Origin of the sequence: Pseudomonas sp. IT-232MI5, assembly GCF_949767845.1 — a bacterium.
GTDB lineage: Bacteria > Pseudomonadota > Gammaproteobacteria > Pseudomonadales > Pseudomonadaceae > Aquipseudomonas.
In genome coordinates this window covers 273,638-291,659 of the sequence record NZ_CATKQE010000061.1, presented here as the reverse complement: position 1 = coordinate 291,659, position 18,022 = coordinate 273,638, and the positions used below count along the sequence as shown (strand labels likewise).

At 60.6% G+C, this 18,022-nt stretch carries 13 protein-coding genes; 6 read left to right on the top strand and 7 right to left on the bottom strand.

Annotated elements, in window-relative coordinates; genetic code table 11:
- Positions 1-2: 2 nt before the first annotated feature.
- The gene (locus tag ACM6JQ_RS29255) at positions 3-671 is read right to left on the bottom strand and encodes a YjfI family protein (protein ID WP_007917215.1); all 669 of its coding nucleotides are present in this window, start codon (positions 669-671) and stop codon (positions 3-5) included.
- A 145-nt stretch (positions 672-816) separates the two neighbouring features.
- Positions 817-1,371, bottom strand: a complete 555-nt coding sequence (locus tag ACM6JQ_RS29250; protein ID WP_123375841.1) for a cysteine hydrolase family protein — start codon at positions 1,369-1,371, stop codon at positions 817-819.
- A 101-nt stretch (positions 1,372-1,472) separates the two neighbouring features.
- Here ACM6JQ_RS29250 and ACM6JQ_RS29245 point away from each other — a divergent pair, with 101 nt between their 5' ends.
- The 3 genes from ACM6JQ_RS29245 to ACM6JQ_RS29235 all read left to right on the top strand — a co-directional run bounded on the left by ACM6JQ_RS29245 (position 1,473) and on the right by ACM6JQ_RS29235 (position 4,613).
- Complete coding sequence (locus ACM6JQ_RS29245) at positions 1,473-2,474, top strand: GlxA family transcriptional regulator (RefSeq protein WP_414895105.1); 1,002 nt, start codon at positions 1,473-1,475, stop codon at positions 2,472-2,474.
- A 281-nt stretch (positions 2,475-2,755) separates the two neighbouring features.
- A complete protein-coding gene (locus ACM6JQ_RS29240; RefSeq protein ID WP_007917207.1) occupies positions 2,756-3,865 on the top strand; it encodes a DUF3182 family protein in 1,110 nt (369 codons plus the stop codon).
- Complete coding sequence (locus ACM6JQ_RS29235) at positions 3,855-4,613, top strand: alpha/beta hydrolase family protein (RefSeq protein ID WP_007917206.1); 759 nt, start codon at positions 3,855-3,857, stop codon at positions 4,611-4,613. The genes ACM6JQ_RS29240 and ACM6JQ_RS29235 overlap by 11 nt, the downstream gene beginning before the upstream one ends.
- 115 nt (positions 4,614-4,728) lie before the next feature.
- Here the strand turns inward: ACM6JQ_RS29235 and ACM6JQ_RS29230 are convergent, their stop codons facing one another.
- Genes ACM6JQ_RS29230 through ACM6JQ_RS29215 form a run of 4 tightly spaced genes read right to left on the bottom strand, consistent with a single transcriptional unit; the run spans position 4,729 to position 8,703 of the window.
- Positions 4,729-5,715 (bottom strand): lysylphosphatidylglycerol synthase domain-containing protein, encoded by a 987-nt coding sequence (locus tag ACM6JQ_RS29230; protein WP_007917199.1) that lies wholly within the window; start codon positions 5,713-5,715, stop codon positions 4,729-4,731.
- A complete protein-coding gene (gene clsB, locus ACM6JQ_RS29225) occupies positions 5,712-6,986 on the bottom strand; it encodes a cardiolipin synthase ClsB (RefSeq protein ID WP_414895104.1) in 1,275 nt (424 codons plus the stop codon). The genes ACM6JQ_RS29230 and clsB overlap by 4 nt, the downstream gene beginning before the upstream one ends.
- Positions 6,983-7,780: an endonuclease/exonuclease/phosphatase family protein gene (locus tag ACM6JQ_RS29220; protein WP_007917196.1), complete on the bottom strand. Its 798-nt coding sequence runs from the start codon at positions 7,778-7,780 to the stop codon at positions 6,983-6,985. Before ACM6JQ_RS29220 ends, clsB begins: the two co-directional genes overlap by 4 nt.
- On the bottom strand, positions 7,777-8,703 hold the full coding sequence (locus tag ACM6JQ_RS29215; protein WP_007917195.1) for a DUF72 domain-containing protein: 927 nt from the start codon (positions 8,701-8,703) through the stop codon (positions 7,777-7,779). Before ACM6JQ_RS29215 ends, ACM6JQ_RS29220 begins: the two co-directional genes overlap by 4 nt.
- A 400-nt stretch (positions 8,704-9,103) precedes the next feature.
- Between ACM6JQ_RS29215 and ACM6JQ_RS29210 the strand changes: the two genes are divergently transcribed.
- Positions 9,104-11,197 (top strand): mechanosensitive ion channel family protein, encoded by a 2,094-nt coding sequence (locus ACM6JQ_RS29210; RefSeq protein ID WP_414895103.1) that lies wholly within the window; start codon positions 9,104-9,106, stop codon positions 11,195-11,197.
- Between the two features lie 142 nt (positions 11,198-11,339).
- Here the strand turns inward: ACM6JQ_RS29210 and ACM6JQ_RS29205 are convergent, their stop codons facing one another.
- Entirely contained in the window at positions 11,340-15,626 is a 4,287-nt protein-coding gene (locus tag ACM6JQ_RS29205; RefSeq protein WP_414895102.1) for a DEAD/DEAH box helicase, read from the bottom strand.
- A 323-nt stretch (positions 15,627-15,949) separates the two neighbouring features.
- Between ACM6JQ_RS29205 and ACM6JQ_RS29200 the strand changes: the two genes are divergently transcribed.
- Positions 15,950-16,834, top strand: a complete 885-nt coding sequence (locus ACM6JQ_RS29200) for a sugar nucleotide-binding protein (RefSeq protein ID WP_095113992.1) — start codon at positions 15,950-15,952, stop codon at positions 16,832-16,834.
- The gene (locus ACM6JQ_RS29195; RefSeq protein WP_095113993.1) at positions 16,827-17,759 is read left to right on the top strand and encodes an NAD-dependent epimerase/dehydratase family protein; all 933 of its coding nucleotides are present in this window, start codon (positions 16,827-16,829) and stop codon (positions 17,757-17,759) included. Before ACM6JQ_RS29200 ends, ACM6JQ_RS29195 begins: the two co-directional genes overlap by 8 nt.
- Positions 17,760-18,022 lie beyond the last annotated feature (263 nt).

Below are 18,022 nucleotides of genomic sequence, written 5' to 3'. Positions count from 1 at the left end.
GATTACTTGAAGAAGTGTTCGAAGGCTTCGCTCGCGCGCTGCACGTTGTCGACCAGAGTTTTCACCTCGGTGACGACGTTGGTCAGGCTCGAGTCGGCGCTGAGGGCGCCAAACATGTTGTAAACGGTCTGCCCATTCGGCATCGACTCGATACCGATCGACGACAGCGGGAACATTTCCCGGCTGCGCAACACGGCATCGTTGAAGGCGTGCACGTCGCTGATCGAATCGATGTCCACCAGCACGGTGTCGACGATGATCTGCTGGCCGGCCAGAGCGATGTGAATCGGCAGACCGCCGAATTCGTTCATTTCCAGCTTGATGCTGGGTTCGGAGCTCTGGATCAGCGACAGCGTGATCTCTTGCGAAGCCACCTCGTCCAGTGCCTTGAGGGCGTTGAAGAGGCTATCGATGGTCCAGTTGTTGCCTGCGCTCATGTAATTCTCCGACATGAAAGAGCCAGCCAGAATCGGTTGGCGTAGCTGTTGCTCCATTTGCTTGAGCAAGCTTCGGTTTTCGGGAAGCACCCAAGTTTCGTGTTTCACATAACCGGCAGCGGCCAGGCCTGCGCGCATCTGCTTCATATAGAAGCTCGACGGTTTTTTCGCCGACGGTTTCGCGCGCTCTCCCTTGGGGCTCTCTGACTTCGCGGTGGGGGAACGGCTTTTCATGGCAGTAGCTCGGTTATGGACATCTCACGCGTGAGCCACACTACAACCAATTCAAAGTGCCATCAATGGCTCACGCGTGAGATTTTTATGACAGACGAAAAAAGGCCCGCTGCAGCGCGGGCCCGGATTTCTTGCAGGATATTACTCAGCGCGTGGCGGCGAGGAATTCGTCAGTGGATACCACGCTGGCGTAGGCAAAACCCAGCGCTGACATGAACGCGGCGTGGACGTGGGCGGCCGGCACCGTCAGGCCATTGAACTCCAGATCGCGGCTGGCGCAGGCGTCGTGAATCACCGTGACGGCATAACCCAGATCCGCCGCCGCACGGGTGATGCCGTCAACGCACATGTGGCTCATGCTGCCGACCACCACCAGTTCCTTGATGCCTTGTTGGTTGAGGATCGCTTGCAGTTCGGTTTCGCGGAACGAGTTGACGAAGTGCTTTAGCACCACCGGTTCATCGGCACGGTTGAGTACCTTTGGATGCAGCTTGGCGCCCTCGGAGCCCGGGGTGAAAAACGGCGCGTCCGCTGAGGTGAATTCGTGGCGAATGTGTACCACCGAATCGCCGGCCTCGCGGAACGCGGCTATCAGCCGGGCGGCGTTGTCGGCGGCGGCATCAGCACCGGCCAGCGGCCACTTGCCTTGGGGGAAGTAGTCGTTCTGGATATCGACTACGATGAGCGCTTGCTTGGCCATGGGGGTGTCCTCGATGTATTGGCTGGAAGTGGCTTCAGTATTGGCCCTGGTCAGCGCTTCGAGGATTGGCCGCACCGACAATAGACAGGGGAAAACTGACAATGGGCGCAGAAAGGGCCGCCGTCGCTGAATTGGGCGTGCTGATCTATCCCGGCGCGCAGATGGCGGCGGTGCATGGATTGACCGATCTGTTTACGGTGGCCAACCGGATTGCCGCCGAACATCAGGCTGCGCAATTGCCAGTGCTGCGGGTCAGTCATTGGCAGGTCGAAGGTGATCAGTCGCCAACGCGGATTTACGCCAGCCATCCAGGGCACGACAGCGCTTTGCTGGCGGTGCTGATTCCGCCATCGATCGGCGGTTTTTCGGCGGCGCAAATGCCGGTCGGTCTGACGCAATGGTTGCGTGATCAGCATGCCCGCGGTGCGACGCTTGGCGGAGTTTGCGTAGGCTCGCTGCTGCTCGCCGAAAGCGGCTTGCTCGACGGCCGTAGCGCCACCACTCACTGGACCTCTGCCAAGGCTTTCGCCGAGTGTTACCCGAAAATCAAGCTCAAGGCTGATACGCCGATTGTCGATGACGGCGACCTGATCACCACGGCCGGATTGATGGCTTGGTCGGAACTGGGATTACGCCTGGTCGACAGGTTGCTCGGACCGAGCATCGCCACCAGCACCGCGCGCTTTCTGGTGGTGGAACACAGTGACAGCGCCAGTGAATGCGGCAGCAATTTCGCGCCGATTCTCGGTCATGGCGATGCGGCGATTCTCAAGGTTCAACATTGGCTGCAAAGCACCGGTGCGACGGATGTTTCCCTGGCGGCAATGGCGGAGCGGGCGGGGTTGGAAGAGCGCACATTTCTACGGCGGTTCCGCGCGGCGAGCGGGTTGAAACCGACCGAGTACTGCCAGCATTTGCGGGTGGGCAAGGCACGGGAAATGCTCGAGTTCAGCAATGGCACGATCGATCACATTGCCTGGACAGTCGGGTATCAGGATCCGGGGGCGTTTCGCGCGATATTCAAGAAGATTACCGGACTGGCGCCAAGTGATTACCGGGCGCGGTTTGGTGTGACCCCAAACCCTAAACCGGCGAACACCTAATGTGGGAGCGAGCCTGCTCGCGCAAGCGGTGGGGGCTGTAAGTTTGATGTCGACTGACACGACGCCTTCGCGAGCAGGCTAGCTCCCACATTGAACTCCACAGGACTATAGATCGTGCAAATTGCCGGGGTTTTGCGCGCGGTCGTGCAGATTGAAACAGGCGTGGTGCCAGCACGATTCTGGCAAGTTTCTGATTGGCCTAGAATTTTCGGAGATCGGTCATTGGCCTGATCTCTGCACCTCTCACCGCTACAGTCATCGAACCGATGGAAGGGGAACGCATGACCCCGACACCCCGCAGGAAAATCGTCGTCGCCCACTCGGTGCGCCCCGACGCGCCACAACATGAAGTACAGACCAACAAAGCGCTGGCCCGCTGGCTGGCGCAGATTCTCGGGTGCAAGTTCGGCGGCAGCTATGACGCTGAAAAACACCAGGGTCGTGATCTGTATTTACTGCCGACGCAAACCATTGTCGGCCCGGCCAGCGCTCACGCACTCGGTATCAAGGGACCGGAGGATCTGTGGGGCGGGTTCGTCGAGCACGACTTCATCTGCACCAAAGCCATCAGCCACGGCCTGCGCAGTCATCTGGCGCACGCGCCGCAAGGCTGGTCGCCATTGTTTTCCGAGCGCGTGCGTAACGTGGTCCTTGATGGCCTCAGCGTTTTTGCGCTGGAAGACGCGCGGCCCGCTGCCGAGCACTTACTGTACAACGGCCCGATCCGCTTGAAGCCGGTTCACGCCTGCGCCGGTCGTGGCCAGGAAGTGATCAAGAGCCTTGATGCCTTCGACGACATTCTTGCCCGCCCTGACATTGAAAAACAGTTCAGTGAGGGTGTGGTGCTGGAACAGGACTTGAGCGACGTGGTCACCCACAGCGTCGGCCAGTCATTCATCGGCGATAAGGTGCTGAGTTACTGCGGTGATCAATACTTGACCAAGGATGCCCACGGCGAAGAGGTCTACGGCGGCTCGAATCTGCTGGTGGTGCAGGGTGATTATGACGAACTGCTGAAGTTGAACCTGCCCGACGATGTGCGTCTGGCCATTGAGCAGGCGCAGGTTTTCGACGCTGCCGCCGATGAGGCTTACCCGCGTTTCTACGCCTCACGACGCAACTATGACATCGCCCAGGGCCTGGACAGCAACGGTAAATCCCGCAGCGGCGTGCTCGAACAATCCTGGCGCATGGGCGGCGCCAGCAGTGCTGAAGTCGCGGCGTTGCAAAGCTTCGTCAACGATCCGGGGATGCGTGCGATTCGCGTGTCATCGGTGGAAACCTATATCGATCAGCCGCTGCCGGCGGACGCCATCGAGGTCTATCGCGGCCCGGCTGAGAACAGCGAATTTCTCCTCAAATACGTAACGGTCAAATCCTATGACGGCTAGAAGCGAAAGCATTCAAATCGACATTGATGATGAACAGATGAGCGGGACCTTTCTCAGTCCCAAATCGAAAGTGCCGGGGGTGTTGTTTGTACATGGTTGGGGCGGTAGTCAGGAGCGCGACCTTGAGCGCGCCAAAGGCATTGCCGGTCTAGGTTGTGTGTGCCTGACCTTCGACTTGCGCGGGCATACCGGCGGCACCGGGATTCCGCTGACCCGCGTTACCCGCGAAGATAACCTGCGTGATTTGCTCGCGGCCTATGACCGCTTGCTCGCGCATCCAGCACTCGATACCTCGGCGATCGCCGTGGTCGGCACCAGTTATGGCGGTTACCTGGCGGCGATCCTCACCTCGCTGCGCCCGGTGCGCTGGCTGGCGTTGCGCGTTCCGGCGCTGTATCGCGACGAGCAATGGCATACGCCCAAGCGTGAGCTGGACAAGGCCGATTTGCGTGATTACCGCAGCACGCTGGTGCGCGCGGACACCAATCGGGCGCTGCATGCGTGTTCGCAATTCACCGGGGATGTGTTGCTGGTGGAGTCGGAAACCGATGACTACGTGCCCCACGCGGCGATCATGAGTTACCGCGCGGCGTGCCAGCAGACGCATTCGTTGACGCACCGGATTATCGACGGCGCCGATCATGCGTTGAGCGAGCCGGTGTCGCAGCAGGCTTACACCTCGATTCTGGTGGACTGGATTACCGAGATGGTTGTGGGCGAGCGGTTGAGCATTATTCAATCAGCATGATTTTTTAGTGTTCTTTCGAACGCTATCGCGAGCAGGCTCACTCCTACATTTTGGAATGCGTTCACTTGTAGGAGTGAGCCTGCTCGCGATAGCGATTTCGAATTCAAAAACTAACTCAAGAGGGGTTTTTCTCGATCCGAAGCGCCTTCGCCTTGGCCTCAACCACCAGATACATCACCACCGTGATCAACAACGGCAACAGAAAATAAATTGCCCGATACGCCAGCAATCCCGCCACCAGACTGCCGCGTGAAGCCTCGTGTTGCAGCAACGCCACAAACACCGCCTCCAGCACCCCAAGGCCCGCCGGAATATGCGTAATGACCCCGGCAATCGCGCTGATCAACAACACGCCCAGCACCAACGGATAATCCAGTTTGCTCGGCAGCAAGGTGAAAATCACCGCCGCCATCAGCGACCAGTTCAACGCGCCCAGCAGTAGTTGCAAGACCGCCATGCGCAATGACGGCAGGTTGATTTCCACGCCGCGGATCGACCACTCGCGGCGTTTGGAAAACTGACAAGCGGCCAGATAGCCGACGCTGATCAACAGCAGCAGAACGCCGATGCCTTGCAGCGCACTGCTGCTGATTTTCCAGCCCGGTGGCATTGTCACCAATCCACTGCTGAACACCACGCCGGCAATGGTCATGTAGCCAAACCAATTGGTCGCCAGGCTCAAACCGAGGATCTTGGCGATGTTGCTTTTGCTCACGCCAAGACGCGAATACAGCCGATAACGCATGGCGATGCCGCCCACCCACGCGCTCAGATTCAAGTTGAACGCATAGCTGATGATCCCCACCGGCAGAATCTGTTTCCAGGTCAGGTCCTGACGAATGTAAGTGCGGCCGATCAGGTCAAAACTGGCGTAGGTGAGAAAGCTCAGCAAAGTCACGCCAGCGGCGATGATCAACGTGCGCACCTTGAAGTCGGCCAGGGTTTGCAGGACTTCGGCCCATTCGATGCGCGTGGCGAACATCGTCAGCAAGACAATCAGCGCGAGGAAAAACAGCAGGGTCAACGGGCGCTTCCAGCGACTCCATTTCGAATGGGTGGCTGGCGCCGCATGGCCGCTCGGGTGCGCTTCGGAGTGGCTCATGGCGTGTTCCCTCGAAATGGCTTGAGCCGTGGTTTATGTGCTGGCAACCATCCGGCCATCGCCGGGAAATGCCGCAGAAAGTGGAACACCAGAAACCCTACGGTCATGTGCCAGATGCGCCCACGCGGGGACTTGCTGGCGTCCATGGCTTTGCAGTGGTTCTGGCTGAGGTCGTCGAGGCGTTCGAACAAATGCTGATTGAAAGCGCGGTCGCGGATCAGCACATTGGCTTCCAGATTCAGCGACAGGCTCAGCGGGTCGAGATTGCTCGAGCCGACCGTGCTCCATTCTTCGTCGACCAGCGCCACTTTGCCGTGCAGCGGGCGCTGGCAATATTCGTGGATTTGCACGCCGGCCTTGAGCAAGTAGTCGTAGGTCATGCGCGCCGCCAGTTTGGCCACCAGCATGTCCGGTTGACCCTGCAGAATCAGGCGCACCTCGACCCCGCGACGTGCCGCGTTGCGGATTTCCCGCAGCAAACGGTAACCGGGGAAGAAGTAGGCGTTGGCGATCACCACGCGGCGCTTGGCCCGGCGCAGTACCTGCAAATACACATCTTCGATATCGGAGTGGTGCTGGTCGTTGTCGCGGAATACCAGGCGCACCTGACCGTTGTGGTCATCGAAAGCCATCTCCGCGCGACGTTGACGCCGACGTTGCCACCAGAACCGCGCACGGCCCGGCCGACCACTTTGCAGCAGGGCGAAATGATGGATGTCGGCGACCGCCGGGCCCTGAATTTCCACCGAATAATCCTGCTTGGCTTCGGGGCCGAAATCGGCCAGGTGATCGCCGGAAAAGTTGATCCCGCCAATAAACGCGATCAGGCCGTCGACCACCACAATCTTGCGGTGCAAACGCCGGAACCAGTTGGTGCGAATGCCCAGGCGTTTCGGTGCCGGATCGAAGATTTGCAGATGCACGCCGGCCTCGCTCAGCGCGGTCAGATAACCGGTGCTCAACTCGCCGCAACCAAAGCCGTCGAGGCTGACCGTGGTGCGCACGCCACGCCGGGCAGCGTCGATCAGAATCTCCTGTAACTCGGCACCGACCTTGTCTTCGAAAACGATAAAGGTCTCGAGGAGGATTTCACTCTTCGCCGCGCGCATCGCCTCGAACACACGAGGGAAATACTCCTCGCCGTTTTCCAGTAATTGCACACGGTTGTTGCCCTGCCAGCTGTACTCGACATCAACATGGCCGGGCTCACGGATCGGCGGGTTGATGGCGATCGGTTCCACGGCGGATTTCTCCAGCGGCGCGCTGCTCATAGTTCGATCTCCACCGATAACGGGACATGGTCGGAAAGGTGCGACCAGGGACGGTTGGCCAGGACCTTCGGTTGGCTGGCCTTGAGGTTGCGTACGTAAATACGATCGAGCCGCAGCGCCGGCAAACGTGCCGGAAAACTGCGCGCCGGTTTGCCCTGGTGCTCGGCGAATACTTCGCGCAAGCCGCAGGGTTTGAGTTGTGCATCGGCGCGCTGGCGCCAGTCGTTGAAGTCGCCGGCGACGATTACTGGCGCGTCGTTGGGCAACTCCGCCAGGCGTTGCATGAGCAAATCCAGTTGCGCGTTGCGATGACTTTCGCGCAGGCCCAGATGCACGCAGATCGCATGCACTTCGGTGCCATCACCGGGCAGGCGCAACACGCAATGCAGCAGTCCACGGTTTTCGTGGCCGCTGATCGACACGTCGAGATTGTCGTGGCGGATGATCTGGAATTTCGACAGCAGCGCATTGCCGTGATCGCCCTCCGGGTACACCGCATTGCGCCCGTAGGCGAACTGCGGCCACAGGCTGTCGGCGAGAAACTCGTACTGCGGCATTGTCGGCCAGTTGCTGTAGCGCTTGGGATGATGCTCGTGGGTGCCGTGGACTTCCTGCAGAAACACCACATCGGCCGCGACGCTGCGCACCGCTTCGCGCAGTTCCGGCAGGATGAAGCGCCGATTCAGTGCGGTAAAACCCTTGTGAGTATTGACCGTCAGTACGGTGAACGTGCGGACCGAGGGCGCGACCACCGAGCCTTCATCGGTGAAGCCGACCGGTTCTGGAATGCTCATGCCAACACTCCTTCGCCAGCGGGTTCGCCGGGGGTGGTGGCGAGGTCCTTGTCCAGCTCGAAACGATGCAACAGATTGCGCGCGTCATACGGTGCGCGGACTTTGATGTCGTTGTCGAAATAGCAGAACACTTCACGGGATTTGCGCGCGCGCGGCTTCAAGCGTGGCGCGATCAGGTGCGCGTCTTTTGGTTGCTCACCGTGGTGCCAGGCGTCGATGCGTTCGGCCCAGCGCTTGAGGGCTGGTGCGGTGTAGCCGCTGGCGTAGAGTTCTTCGGCGCCGTGCAGGCGCAGGTAGACAAAGTCGCTGGTCAGGTCTTCGCGGTACGGCCATTTGTTCGCGGTGTCAGCGATCACCAGCGCGGTGTTGTGGCGCTTCAACAAGCGTACGAACTCGGGGTCGATGAAGCTCTCGTTGCGGATTTCCACAGCGTGGCGCAGTGGTTTTTTACGCCAGGCCTTCATGCTGGCGTGGCCGTGCAGGTGAGCGTCGTGTTGATGGGCGAGGGTGGCGGCGGCTTCGGTGTCGTGGGGCAATAGTGCGAGGAAATGTTCAAAGCGCTCAGGCTCGAATTTGAAGTTCGGCGGAAACTGCCAAAGGATCGGTCCGAGTTTTTCTTTGAGTTCCAGCACCCCGGAGGCGAAGAAATTCGCCAACGGTTTTTCGATCTCGCGCAAGCGGCGGATGTGGGTGATGAAACGCGGCGCCTTGACGCTGAAGACGAAGTCGTCGGGCGTTTCGGCGTACCACTGCGCATAGCGCTCCGGCCGTTGCAGGGCGTAGAACGATCCATTGATTTCGATGCTGTTGAGCGCCCGCGAAGCGAACTGCAATTCGCGTTTCTGCGCCAGTCCCTTGGGGTAGAAGTCCCCGCGCCACGGTTCGTAGCGCCAGCCGGAAATACCGATGTGAATCGTTGCCATGCCACCCTCCCGTCGAAAGTCCTCGTGTTGCCGGTATCTTTTGATGACTGCGCGCGGTTCGGGAAAGTTTCGATGGCATTACGGACGGTCACACGTCTTTAAGGCAAAGATCAAAAGCGCTCCCCTCACCCCAACCCTCTCCCCCAGAGGGGGCGAGGGGGATGGGAGCAGATCTTCAGGGTTTTCAGGGTTTGAGTTCGAAAAGCAAGGGGGAAGGGAGCTGGTTTTTATGGTTTTCAGGGTCTGAGTTCGACTCCGGACTTTCAGATCGGTGCAGCCGGATCAGGCAACTCACCCTAGCCCTCTCCCTCTGGGAGAGGGCTAGGGTGAGGGGGCTCTTGAACTTGCCACACAAAACTTGATCAGTTCCTTACAGGTTCAGCCAAGGGAGATCGGAGTTTTGGGCAAGTTCAGGATCGCTATTCTGCTGGGAGCACTGTTGTTTCTCGGCGCCAGTGAAATCGACGCCGCCGCATTGCCGGGCGTCCCGGCCGCCACCGAAGAAGCGGCCAAACCCGAACCGATTGTGCAGGGCGGGCTGCTCGGTGCGATCAGTTCGAGCATCGATGATGTACAAGACAAACTCGATCTCAACGAACACCTGGTCGATGCCTGGCGCCTGCGCGCTGATCGCGCCGCCGATGAAGTGGACAAACTGGTCAACCAGCCGTCGAATCGCTCGGGCTGGAGCGTCGCCGGGGATTTCCTCTCTTTGTCCGGCACTTGGCTCGGCAGTTTCGCGCTGCTCACCGTGCTCGGCAGCCTGTTGACCAAACGCCTGCGCGAGGGTCGCTGGTTGCGTACCCGTCAGCGTAGTCAGGATCTGATTGGTTACTTGCAGCCTTACACCATTCCAGCGCTGATCTGCCTGCCGCTGACCCTCTACGTCAGCCATTTTCTGCAAGCCTCGGTGGGACGCGCGCTGGCGCTGTGTCTGGCCTACGCCACCAGCAGCGGCATCTTTTCCACCTCGATGTTGTTGTGTGTGGTGGTGATGTTCAACGTCGGCCACAAACGCCCGGCGGCGCGGATCATCCGTAATTACTGCCCGCGTCCGCTGTTCCTGATCGGCTTTCTCGCAGCCCTCAGCGATGCGCTGACCAGCCCGCAGATCGCCCGCCAACTGGGCGGCAATATCACCAGCAGCGTCGCGGTATTTACCGGCCTGATCGCCTCGGTGATTTTCGGTCTGCTGGTGATTCGCCTGCGTCGCCCGGTGGCGCATCTCATCCGCAATCGTTCGCTGAGCCAGCGCTTGAAACAACCCTCGTTGCAGGAATCGCTGCGGATCTTTTCCGGGCTGTGGTATTGGCCGATCGTGTTGATGGTGCTGGTCTCGGCGGTCAACCTGATCGGTATCGGCGAGGACAATCAGAAAGCCCTGCGCTGCGCGCTGTTCACCACGGTTTTGTTAATCGGCACGGTATTCCTCAGCACGATCCTGCAGCACTTGTTCAAGTCACGAAAGGCCGAAGCGATCCAGCGCAGCAGCGCCTACAAGGAACGTTTTCTCAGTCTGCTTCACGCGTTGCTGCGGATCGTCATCGCCATTGCCTTCATCGATATTCTCGGACGGATCTGGGGCGTGTCGTTGCTCGATTTTGCCCAGAGCAGCACGGTCGGAAGAGCAATCAGCAACGCGTTAAGCAGCATTGGTTTGATCTTCCTGGTGACGTGGTTGTTGTGGGTGGTACTCGACACGGCGATCCAGGAAGCGCTGAAGCCGCCGCTCAGCAAACGCGCGGCGCGCCAGCCGAGTACGCGGGTAAAAACCATTTTGCCGCTGCTGCGCAACGCGATCAAAATCATCCTCGTGGTGATCTGTGCGATCACCACCATGGCCAATCTGGGGATCAACGTCGCGCCATTGCTGGCCGGTGCCGGGGTGGTCGGTCTGGCCATCGGTTTCGGCTCGCAGCAACTGGTGCAGGACGTGATCACCGGGCTGTTCATCATCATCGAAGACACCCTGTCGATTGGCGATTGGGTGGTGCTCGATTCCGGGCACGCCGGTACAGTCGAAGGGCTGACCATTCGCACGCTGCGCCTGCGTGACGGTAAAGGTTTTGTGCACTCGGTGCCGTTCGGCCAGATCAAGGCAGTGACCAACCAATCGCGGCAGTTTGCGTTTGCGTTTTTCTCGGTGCAGTTCACCTATGACACGGATGTGGATAAAGCCATCGAGCTGATTCGAGAAACCGGTGATTCGATCCGCGAAGACCCGTTCCTCAAGTACAACCTGCAAGGGCCGCTGGATGTGTTTGGCGTGGACAGGATGGATTTGAACGGCGTGGTGCTGACGGCGCAGTTCCGCACGGTGTCCGGTGGGCAGTATGCGGTGAGCCGGGCATTCAACCAGCGTTTGAAGAAGCTTGTGGATAACACCGCGACCGTACATTTCGCGCAGACTTATCCACAGCAGGTTTTGCTGCCAAAGCGGCAACAGGAGGGGACTGTGGTGGCGAGCGAGGTGCCGCAGGAGTCGCGGACTTAACCGGTGGATTTTTTGGTGTTGATACTGACCTCATCGCTGGCAAGCCAGCTCCCACAGGGTTTTGGGTGATGCTGGAATAGAAGGCATACCACAAATCACTGTGGGAGCTGGCTTGCCAGCGATGAGGCCAGAACAGTCACCCTCAATGCCGGATCAGCTTGCTGCGCACCTGCTCCATATCAATCTGATCCAGCTCCAGCCAGAATTGTTGCTTGCCGGCAATCTCCGCCGCTACTGGCAAACCATCGCGATACACCAGCCGATTACTCACCAGCGCCGGCACTTTCATCCCCGGCAATAACGTTCCGGCCAGATTCAGCGGATCAACCCCACACACTGCCACCAGACTGCCGTCATGCGGCCGCCGACGGACTTCGCGCAACAACGGAATCGCCTCAGGCAAGGCAAACTGTTCCCCCGCCAAACCACTGACAAACCGCCCGCCACGAATCTCGCCCCGCGCTTCCAGCCGATGAAACGTACGCAGCAATTCTCGCCAACTCGGCAACCAGTCCGCCTCGCGCTCCAGCAAGCGCCAGAACACCACGCCATAGCGCCGCAACAAGGTCATCGCGACGTGCTCCAGCGTCTCGCTGTTATCCACAGCCGCGCCACGCCGCAACAACGCCCAGCGCCCGGCATCGTCCATCCCACCGATAAACGCCCCGCGCCCACGCCTACTGCTGCGCTGCTGGCGCTTGCTTGCCGGGGTGATCAACGCGCGCAGGCCGGCGAAGCTGTCGGCGTTCACCAGGCCGGCGCCGACCAGCTCCTGCAAGGCGATCTCCAGCTCGGTGCGCAGCAGGTGCGCTTCATGAATCAGCTCATCGAAAAACAGCGCACCGTGCTGACTCAAAGCTTCAAATACCTTCTGGGTTTTCGGCGAGAGTTCGCTCACTGGGGTCTGTTCGGCCAACGCGCTCCACAAACCGACCTGACTGCGTGGCAGCAACACGATCGGCGTGCTGCGCAATGCCGTGCCACTGACTTTTTGCCGGGCACTGAGGCGCATCCACACCAGTTTGCCGTTGCGGCACAGGTCATCCAGCCAGCTCGGTGAATAGTCCCTGAGACGGGCCGGGAGAAGGTCGCTGTCCCACGCCGAAGCCGCCGCCGCGTAACCTTCGAACTGGCCGACAATCGCAGGCAATACGGCGCTGCCCTGACCGCGAATCGCGGGCGAAAGATGCTGCCAGTCGAACAGAAAGCGCATGAAATCCTGCAACGCCACCGGCTCGATTTCCCGGCGCAGGCGCTTGACCGTGTAGCGATGAATGCGCGCGAGCAGATGCCGTTCGCACCATTCTTCAACGTTGACCTTGGGCGTGAACTGACCGCGCAGCACATAACCTTCGCGTTCCAGTTGCGCGAGGGTTTGATGGACTTGAGCGGTCGGCAGCGCGAGCGGTTCGGCAATCGCGGATAACGGCAGTGGTCCGAAGGCACCGAGGCGTGCGCGGATCACCTCGACCAGTGCTGCATCGAACGTCCAGATTTCAGCGAATCCCGGCAACGCCTCCAGCTCGGGTTGCAGAATCGCCTGTGGATAAAGCGCTTGCAGACAGGTCAGGCGTTCGCGGGCCAGCCACAAGCCATGCTCGGAGTCGATCTGCAAACGGCAGGCGCGCCCGCTGCGGGCCAGGGTTTCCAGCCATGCGCGCCAGCCTTCGTTCGCTTGCACTTCCTCATCGCTGATGCACGCCAGGCTCATCAGCGCCTCATGCATTTCGTCCACAGCGTTCGGCGTCGGCCAGGCTTCTTCACGCGCGGCGGCAATCGCGTCCGCATCCAGTGCACCGAGATCATCGGTCGATTGCGGATCGCTCCAGCGCCGGTTGATCACCGCCTGAGTACGGCGTTCTTCCAGCGGTGCGTCGTCGAGAAAGGTGTACGGCCGCGCACTGAGAATTTCAGCGGCGAGCGGCGAGGGCGCCGGCAGGTCGCGGCTGATCAAACGCACCTCGCCACGCTCCATGCGCCGCAGCAGATTGAGCCAGCCTTCGCTGTCCATCGCCTCATGCAGGCAATCGTCCAGTGTCTGCTCGATCAACGGATGCTCGGGAATTTCGCGTTCACCGGCGAGGTTTTCCAGGCAGGCAATCTGATCGGGAAACACGCTGGCAATCAGGTCTTCGCTTTTCATCCGCTGCAACTGCGGCGCAACTTTGCGCCCGCCGGTGAAACGCGGCAGCGCCAGCGCCACCCCGGCGTTCCAGCGCCAGCGCACGCCGAACAGCGGCGCATCAAGCACCGCTTGAATGAGGATGTGCTCGGCGCTGTTGCTGTGCAGGTAACGCCAGATATCGTCGAGTTCAAAGCTGTGGCTGGTGGACAGCGACAGCACGATGGCGTCCTCGCTGGCGGCAGCCTGCAATTCGAAGTTGAAGGTGCGACAGAAACGCTTGCGCAGGGCCAGGCCCCAGGCGCGGTTGATGCGGCTGCCGAACGGTGAATGGATGATCAGTTGGGTGCCGCCGGACTCGTCGAAAAACCGCTCCATCAGCAGCGTGTCCTGCGAAGGCAGGGCGCCGAGGGTTTGCCGGGCGCGAGCGAGGTATTCGACCAGTTGTTCGGCGCTGGCGCGGTTGAGGCCGAGGGTCTGCGTCAGCCAGTCGAGCGCCGGTTGCAGATCGCCGGGGCTGGCACCTAGTAGCTCGTCGAGTTGTGCTTGCAGACGTGCGACAGCGGATGACAATTCATCGCTGCGCCCCGGCGCTTCGCCGAGCCAGAATGGAATGGTCGGCGGCTGGCCGTGGGCATCTTCGACACGCACCTTGCCGGTTTCCACGCGCAGGATCCGGTAGGAGGTATTGCCAAGCTGGAACACATCGCCGGCGATGCTTTCCACCGCGAAGTCTTCGTTGACGCTGCCGATGTTCAGGCCTTGCGGTTCGAGCATGACGCTGTAGTCGGCGTTATCGGGAATGGTGCCGCCGCTGGTAACGGCGGTCAGTTGTGAACCGCGACGGCCACGCAAGGTGCGACTGACGGCGTCGCGGTGCAGGTACGCGCTGCGAATGCCTTGGCGACCGTTGTAGCCTTCGGCGAGCATGCTCAGCAGGGCCTGATAGTGTTTTTCGTCGAGGTCGCGATAAGGCGAGGCTTGGCGGAACATCGCCAGTAAGGCGTCCTCCGGCCATTCCTGACAACTGACTTCGGCAATGATCTGCTGCGCCAGCACATCCAGCGGCGCTTCGGGGATGTGCAGGGTATCGAGCTCGCCACGGCGCACGCAGTCGAGCAGGGCGGCGCATTCGATCAGGTCGTCGCGGGTGGTGGCGAACAATCGGCCCTTGGGTGTGCCGCCCACCTGGTGCCCGGAACGGCCAACCCTTTGCAGAAACCCGGCGATGGAGCGCGGCGAAGCAATCTGGCAGACCAGATCGACTTCACCGATATCGATGCCCAGTTCCAGCGAGGCGGTAGCGATCAATACCTGCAGTTCGCCGCGCTTGAGGCGTTGTTCGGCGTCGAGGCGAAACTCCTTGGCCAGACTGCCGTGATGCGCGGCCACCGCGTGCTTGCCGAGGCGTTCGCTGAGGTGCCGGCTCAGGCGCTCGGCGAGGCGCCGGGTGTTGACGAAAATCAGCGTGGTGCGGTGCTCGCGAGCGAGTTCAGCGAGGCGGTCGTAGACCAATTCCCAGACGTCGTTGGCCATCACTGCCGACAACGGCACCGGCGGCACCTCAATACCAAGGTCCCGTGGCCGGGCGTGGCCGATATCGATGATCTCGCAGGGACGCTCATGGCCGACAAGAAATTGCGCCACGGCTTCGACCGGTTTCTGCGTAGCGGACAGACCGATACGGGTCAGCGGTTCGGCGCACAACGCCTGCAGGCGTTCAAGACTGAGGGCCAGATGACTGCCGCGTTTGCCAGCGGCCATCGCGTGGATTTCATCGATGATCACTGTCCGTGTGGTGCCGAGCATTTTCCGTCCGGATTCGGATCCGAGCAGCACGTAGAGTGATTCCGGCGTGGTCACCAGAATGTGCGGCGCCGATTTGCGCATGGCCGCACGTTCTTTCTGCGGGGTGTCACCGGTGCGCACGGCGGTGGTGATTTGCAGCTCGGGCAGACCCATCTGCCGCAGTTGTCCGGTGATCCCTGCCAGCGGGTTTTGCAGGTTGATGCGAATGTCGTTGGACAGCGCCTTCAGCGGCGAGACGTAGACCACCAGCGTTTCGTCGGGTAGACCGTCGGGATTGTCCAGGCCTCGGTGGACGAGGTCGTCGAGCACGGCGAGAAACGCGGTGAGGGTTTTGCCGGAGCCAGTGGGCGCGGCGATCAGCGTCGAACGGCGCTGGCGGATCAACGGCCATGCGCGCGCCTGGGCGGCGGTGACCGTCGGGAACGTGTTGCTGAACCAGGCGCTGACGGCGGGGTGAAAGCCTGCCAGGGCCGCGTCCGTGGGGATGGGCAGATTCATGGCTTAAGTTATGCGGGCGCGGGTGGGAAGATGCAAGTACCGCTGGGATCTTCAGCGTCTGGTAGGACCTCTTCGCTGGCAAGCCAGCTCCCACACGGATTGATGTCGTTCACAGAATTTGTAATCAGCGCTGGACCCTGTGGGAGCTGGCTTGCCAGCGATGGTGCCAGTTGCCACGACACAAATCCCGGCGATCTACACTTTACGGATGACGGTTGCGCACTAAACCCGCAAAATGCAACGATTCCGGTAATTATCGACGACGGTTCCACGAGATCCGTCGCTAAAGCCATCGTTCCAATCAGACTGGGCCTGCTGACTCTATGCGAATGCGCCTTATGTTACTGGGCGGCGGAAATGCCCTTGGGCAGGCGCTGATTCGCCTCGGTGCAGAGGAAGACATCGGTTTCCTCGCCCCCCGCCCGCCCGAAAACGGCTGGGATGCCGCGAGCCTGACGCAACTGCTCGACGACACCCGTCCCGATGCGTTGATCAACCTCGCCTACTATTTCGACTGGTTCCAGGCCGAGGCCGTCAGCGAAAGCCGCATGGCCGGGCAGGAACGTGCGATCGAGCGTCTGGCCGAACTGTGCCAGCACCACAACATCGTCCTCGTCCAGCCTTCCAGTTATCGGGTGTTCGATGGTTCGCGTGCCACGGCGTACAGCGAAAAAGACGAACCGGTGCCGCTGGGTCTGCGCGGTCAGGCATTGTGGCGCATCGAACAAAGCGTTCGCGCCACGTGCCCGCAACATGTACTGCTGCGCTTCGGCTGGCTGCTTGATGACAGCCCGGACGGCACCCTCGGGCGTTTCCTCGCTCGTGCCGAGCAGCCAGAAGAATTGCTCCTGGCCGATGACCGCCGTGGCAATCCGACCCCGGTCGACGATGCCGCGCGCGTGATCATTTCGGTGCTCAAGCAACTCGATTGCGCCGCGCCGCTGTGGGGCACTTACCATTACGCAGGCCACGAGGCGACCACGCCGCTGGCGCTGGGCCAGGCGATTCTGACCGAAGCGCGCAGCCTGCACGCTCTGGCCATCGAAGCGCCGACCGCCCAGGCTCACGCCGCGCGGCCGGACGCTAGCGAAGAGCCGCAACACGCCGTGCTGGCCTGCAAAAAAATTCTGCACACTTTCGGGATCAAGCCGCGCGCCTGGCGTGCCGCACTCCCGGGCTTACTGGATAGGTTCTACCGTCATGGCTGAAGGGACTGTTTTAATCACCGGCGGAGCCGGTTTCATTGGCTCGCACCTGACCGATGCCTTGCTTGCTCAAGGCCATTCGGTGCGCATCCTCGACGATTTGTCGACGGGCAAGCGCAGCAACCTGCCGCTGGACAATCCAAAGGTCGAGCTGATTGTCGGTGATGTCGCCGATGCGGCGCTGGTGGCCAAGGCCATGCAGGGCTGCAGCGCGGTCGCTCACCTGGCGGCGGTGGCGTCGGTGCAGGCGTCGGTGGATGACCCGGTGAAGACACACCAGAGCAATTTCATTGGCACGCTGAATGTCTGCGAAGCCATGCGTCTGGCCGGGGTCAAACGTGTGTTGTATGCCTCCAGCGCAGCGGTCTACGGCAACAATGGCGAGGGCGAGTCGATTGATGAAGACACGTCCAAAGCGCCGCTGACGCCTTATGCCTCGGACAAACTGGCGGGCGAGCATTATTTCGATTTCTATCGCCGCCAGCATGGCCTGGAACCGGTGATCTTCCGTTTCTTCAATATCTTCGGCCCGCGTCAGGATCCGTCCTCGCCGTATTCCGGGGTGATCAGCATTTTCAGCGAACGTGCGCAGAAAGGTTTGCCGATTACCGTGTTCGGTGATGGTGAGCAGACGCGCGATTTCCTGTACGTCGAAGATCTGGTCGATCTGCTGGTGCAGGCGATCGAAAAGTCTGAGGTCGAAGTCGGTGCGGTGAACGTCGGCTGGAATCAGTCGATGAGTCTCAAGCAGATGCTTCAGGCGCTTGAATCGGTAGTCGGTGAGCTGCCGCCGATCAGCTATGGCCCGGCGCGTTCCGGTGATATCCGGCATTCGCGGGCGAACAACGCTCGTCTGCTGGAACGCTTCAAGCTGCCACAGCAGACGCCGATGAGTGTGGGTTTGGCGCGGTTGCTTGGTCGCTCCTGAAAAAAGCCCCTCACCCTAGCCCTCTCCCAGAGGGAGAGGGGACTGACCGTAGCGTTTGTGAGAAATGCGCCGACGTGAGATACCGGGTTGAGCTCAGATTTTGAAGAGCACACAAATCGGCTCCCTTTCCCCCTCTCCCTGAGGGAGAGGGCTGGGGTGAGGGGGATGATCCAACTCACGCTAAACATTTGCGGCAGACATGAAAAAGGCGCCCTTTGACAGGCGCCTTTTTCACGGCCGGAATATGTCGCTACTCCTGTGGC

Coding starts and splice junctions, on each gene's coding strand:
- ACM6JQ_RS29195 (WP_095113993.1), top strand. CDS start 16,827: ATGGCTGAAGGGACTGTTTTAATCACCGGCGGAGCCGGTTTCATTGGC.
- ACM6JQ_RS29240 (WP_007917207.1), top strand. CDS start 2,756: ATGACCCCGACACCCCGCAGGAAAATCGTCGTCGCCCACTCGGTGCGC.
- ACM6JQ_RS29235 (WP_007917206.1), top strand. CDS start 3,855: ATGACGGCTAGAAGCGAAAGCATTCAAATCGACATTGATGATGAACAG.
- ACM6JQ_RS29230 (WP_007917199.1), bottom strand. CDS start 5,715: ATGAGCCACTCCGAAGCGCACCCGAGCGGCCATGCGGCGCCAGCCACC.
- ACM6JQ_RS29245 (WP_414895105.1), top strand. CDS start 1,473: ATGGGCGCAGAAAGGGCCGCCGTCGCTGAATTGGGCGTGCTGATCTAT.
- ACM6JQ_RS29200 (WP_095113992.1), top strand. CDS start 15,950: ATGCGAATGCGCCTTATGTTACTGGGCGGCGGAAATGCCCTTGGGCAG.
- ACM6JQ_RS29215 (WP_007917195.1), bottom strand. CDS start 8,703: ATGGCAACGATTCACATCGGTATTTCCGGCTGGCGCTACGAACCGTGG.
- ACM6JQ_RS29205 (WP_414895102.1), bottom strand. CDS start 15,626: ATGAATCTGCCCATCCCCACGGACGCGGCCCTGGCAGGCTTTCACCCC.
- ACM6JQ_RS29220 (WP_007917196.1), bottom strand. CDS start 7,780: ATGAGCATTCCAGAACCGGTCGGCTTCACCGATGAAGGCTCGGTGGTC.
- clsB (WP_414895104.1), bottom strand. CDS start 6,986: ATGAGCAGCGCGCCGCTGGAGAAATCCGCCGTGGAACCGATCGCCATC.
- ACM6JQ_RS29250 (WP_123375841.1), bottom strand. CDS start 1,371: ATGGCCAAGCAAGCGCTCATCGTAGTCGATATCCAGAACGACTACTTC.
- ACM6JQ_RS29255 (WP_007917215.1), bottom strand. CDS start 671: ATGAAAAGCCGTTCCCCCACCGCGAAGTCAGAGAGCCCCAAGGGAGAG.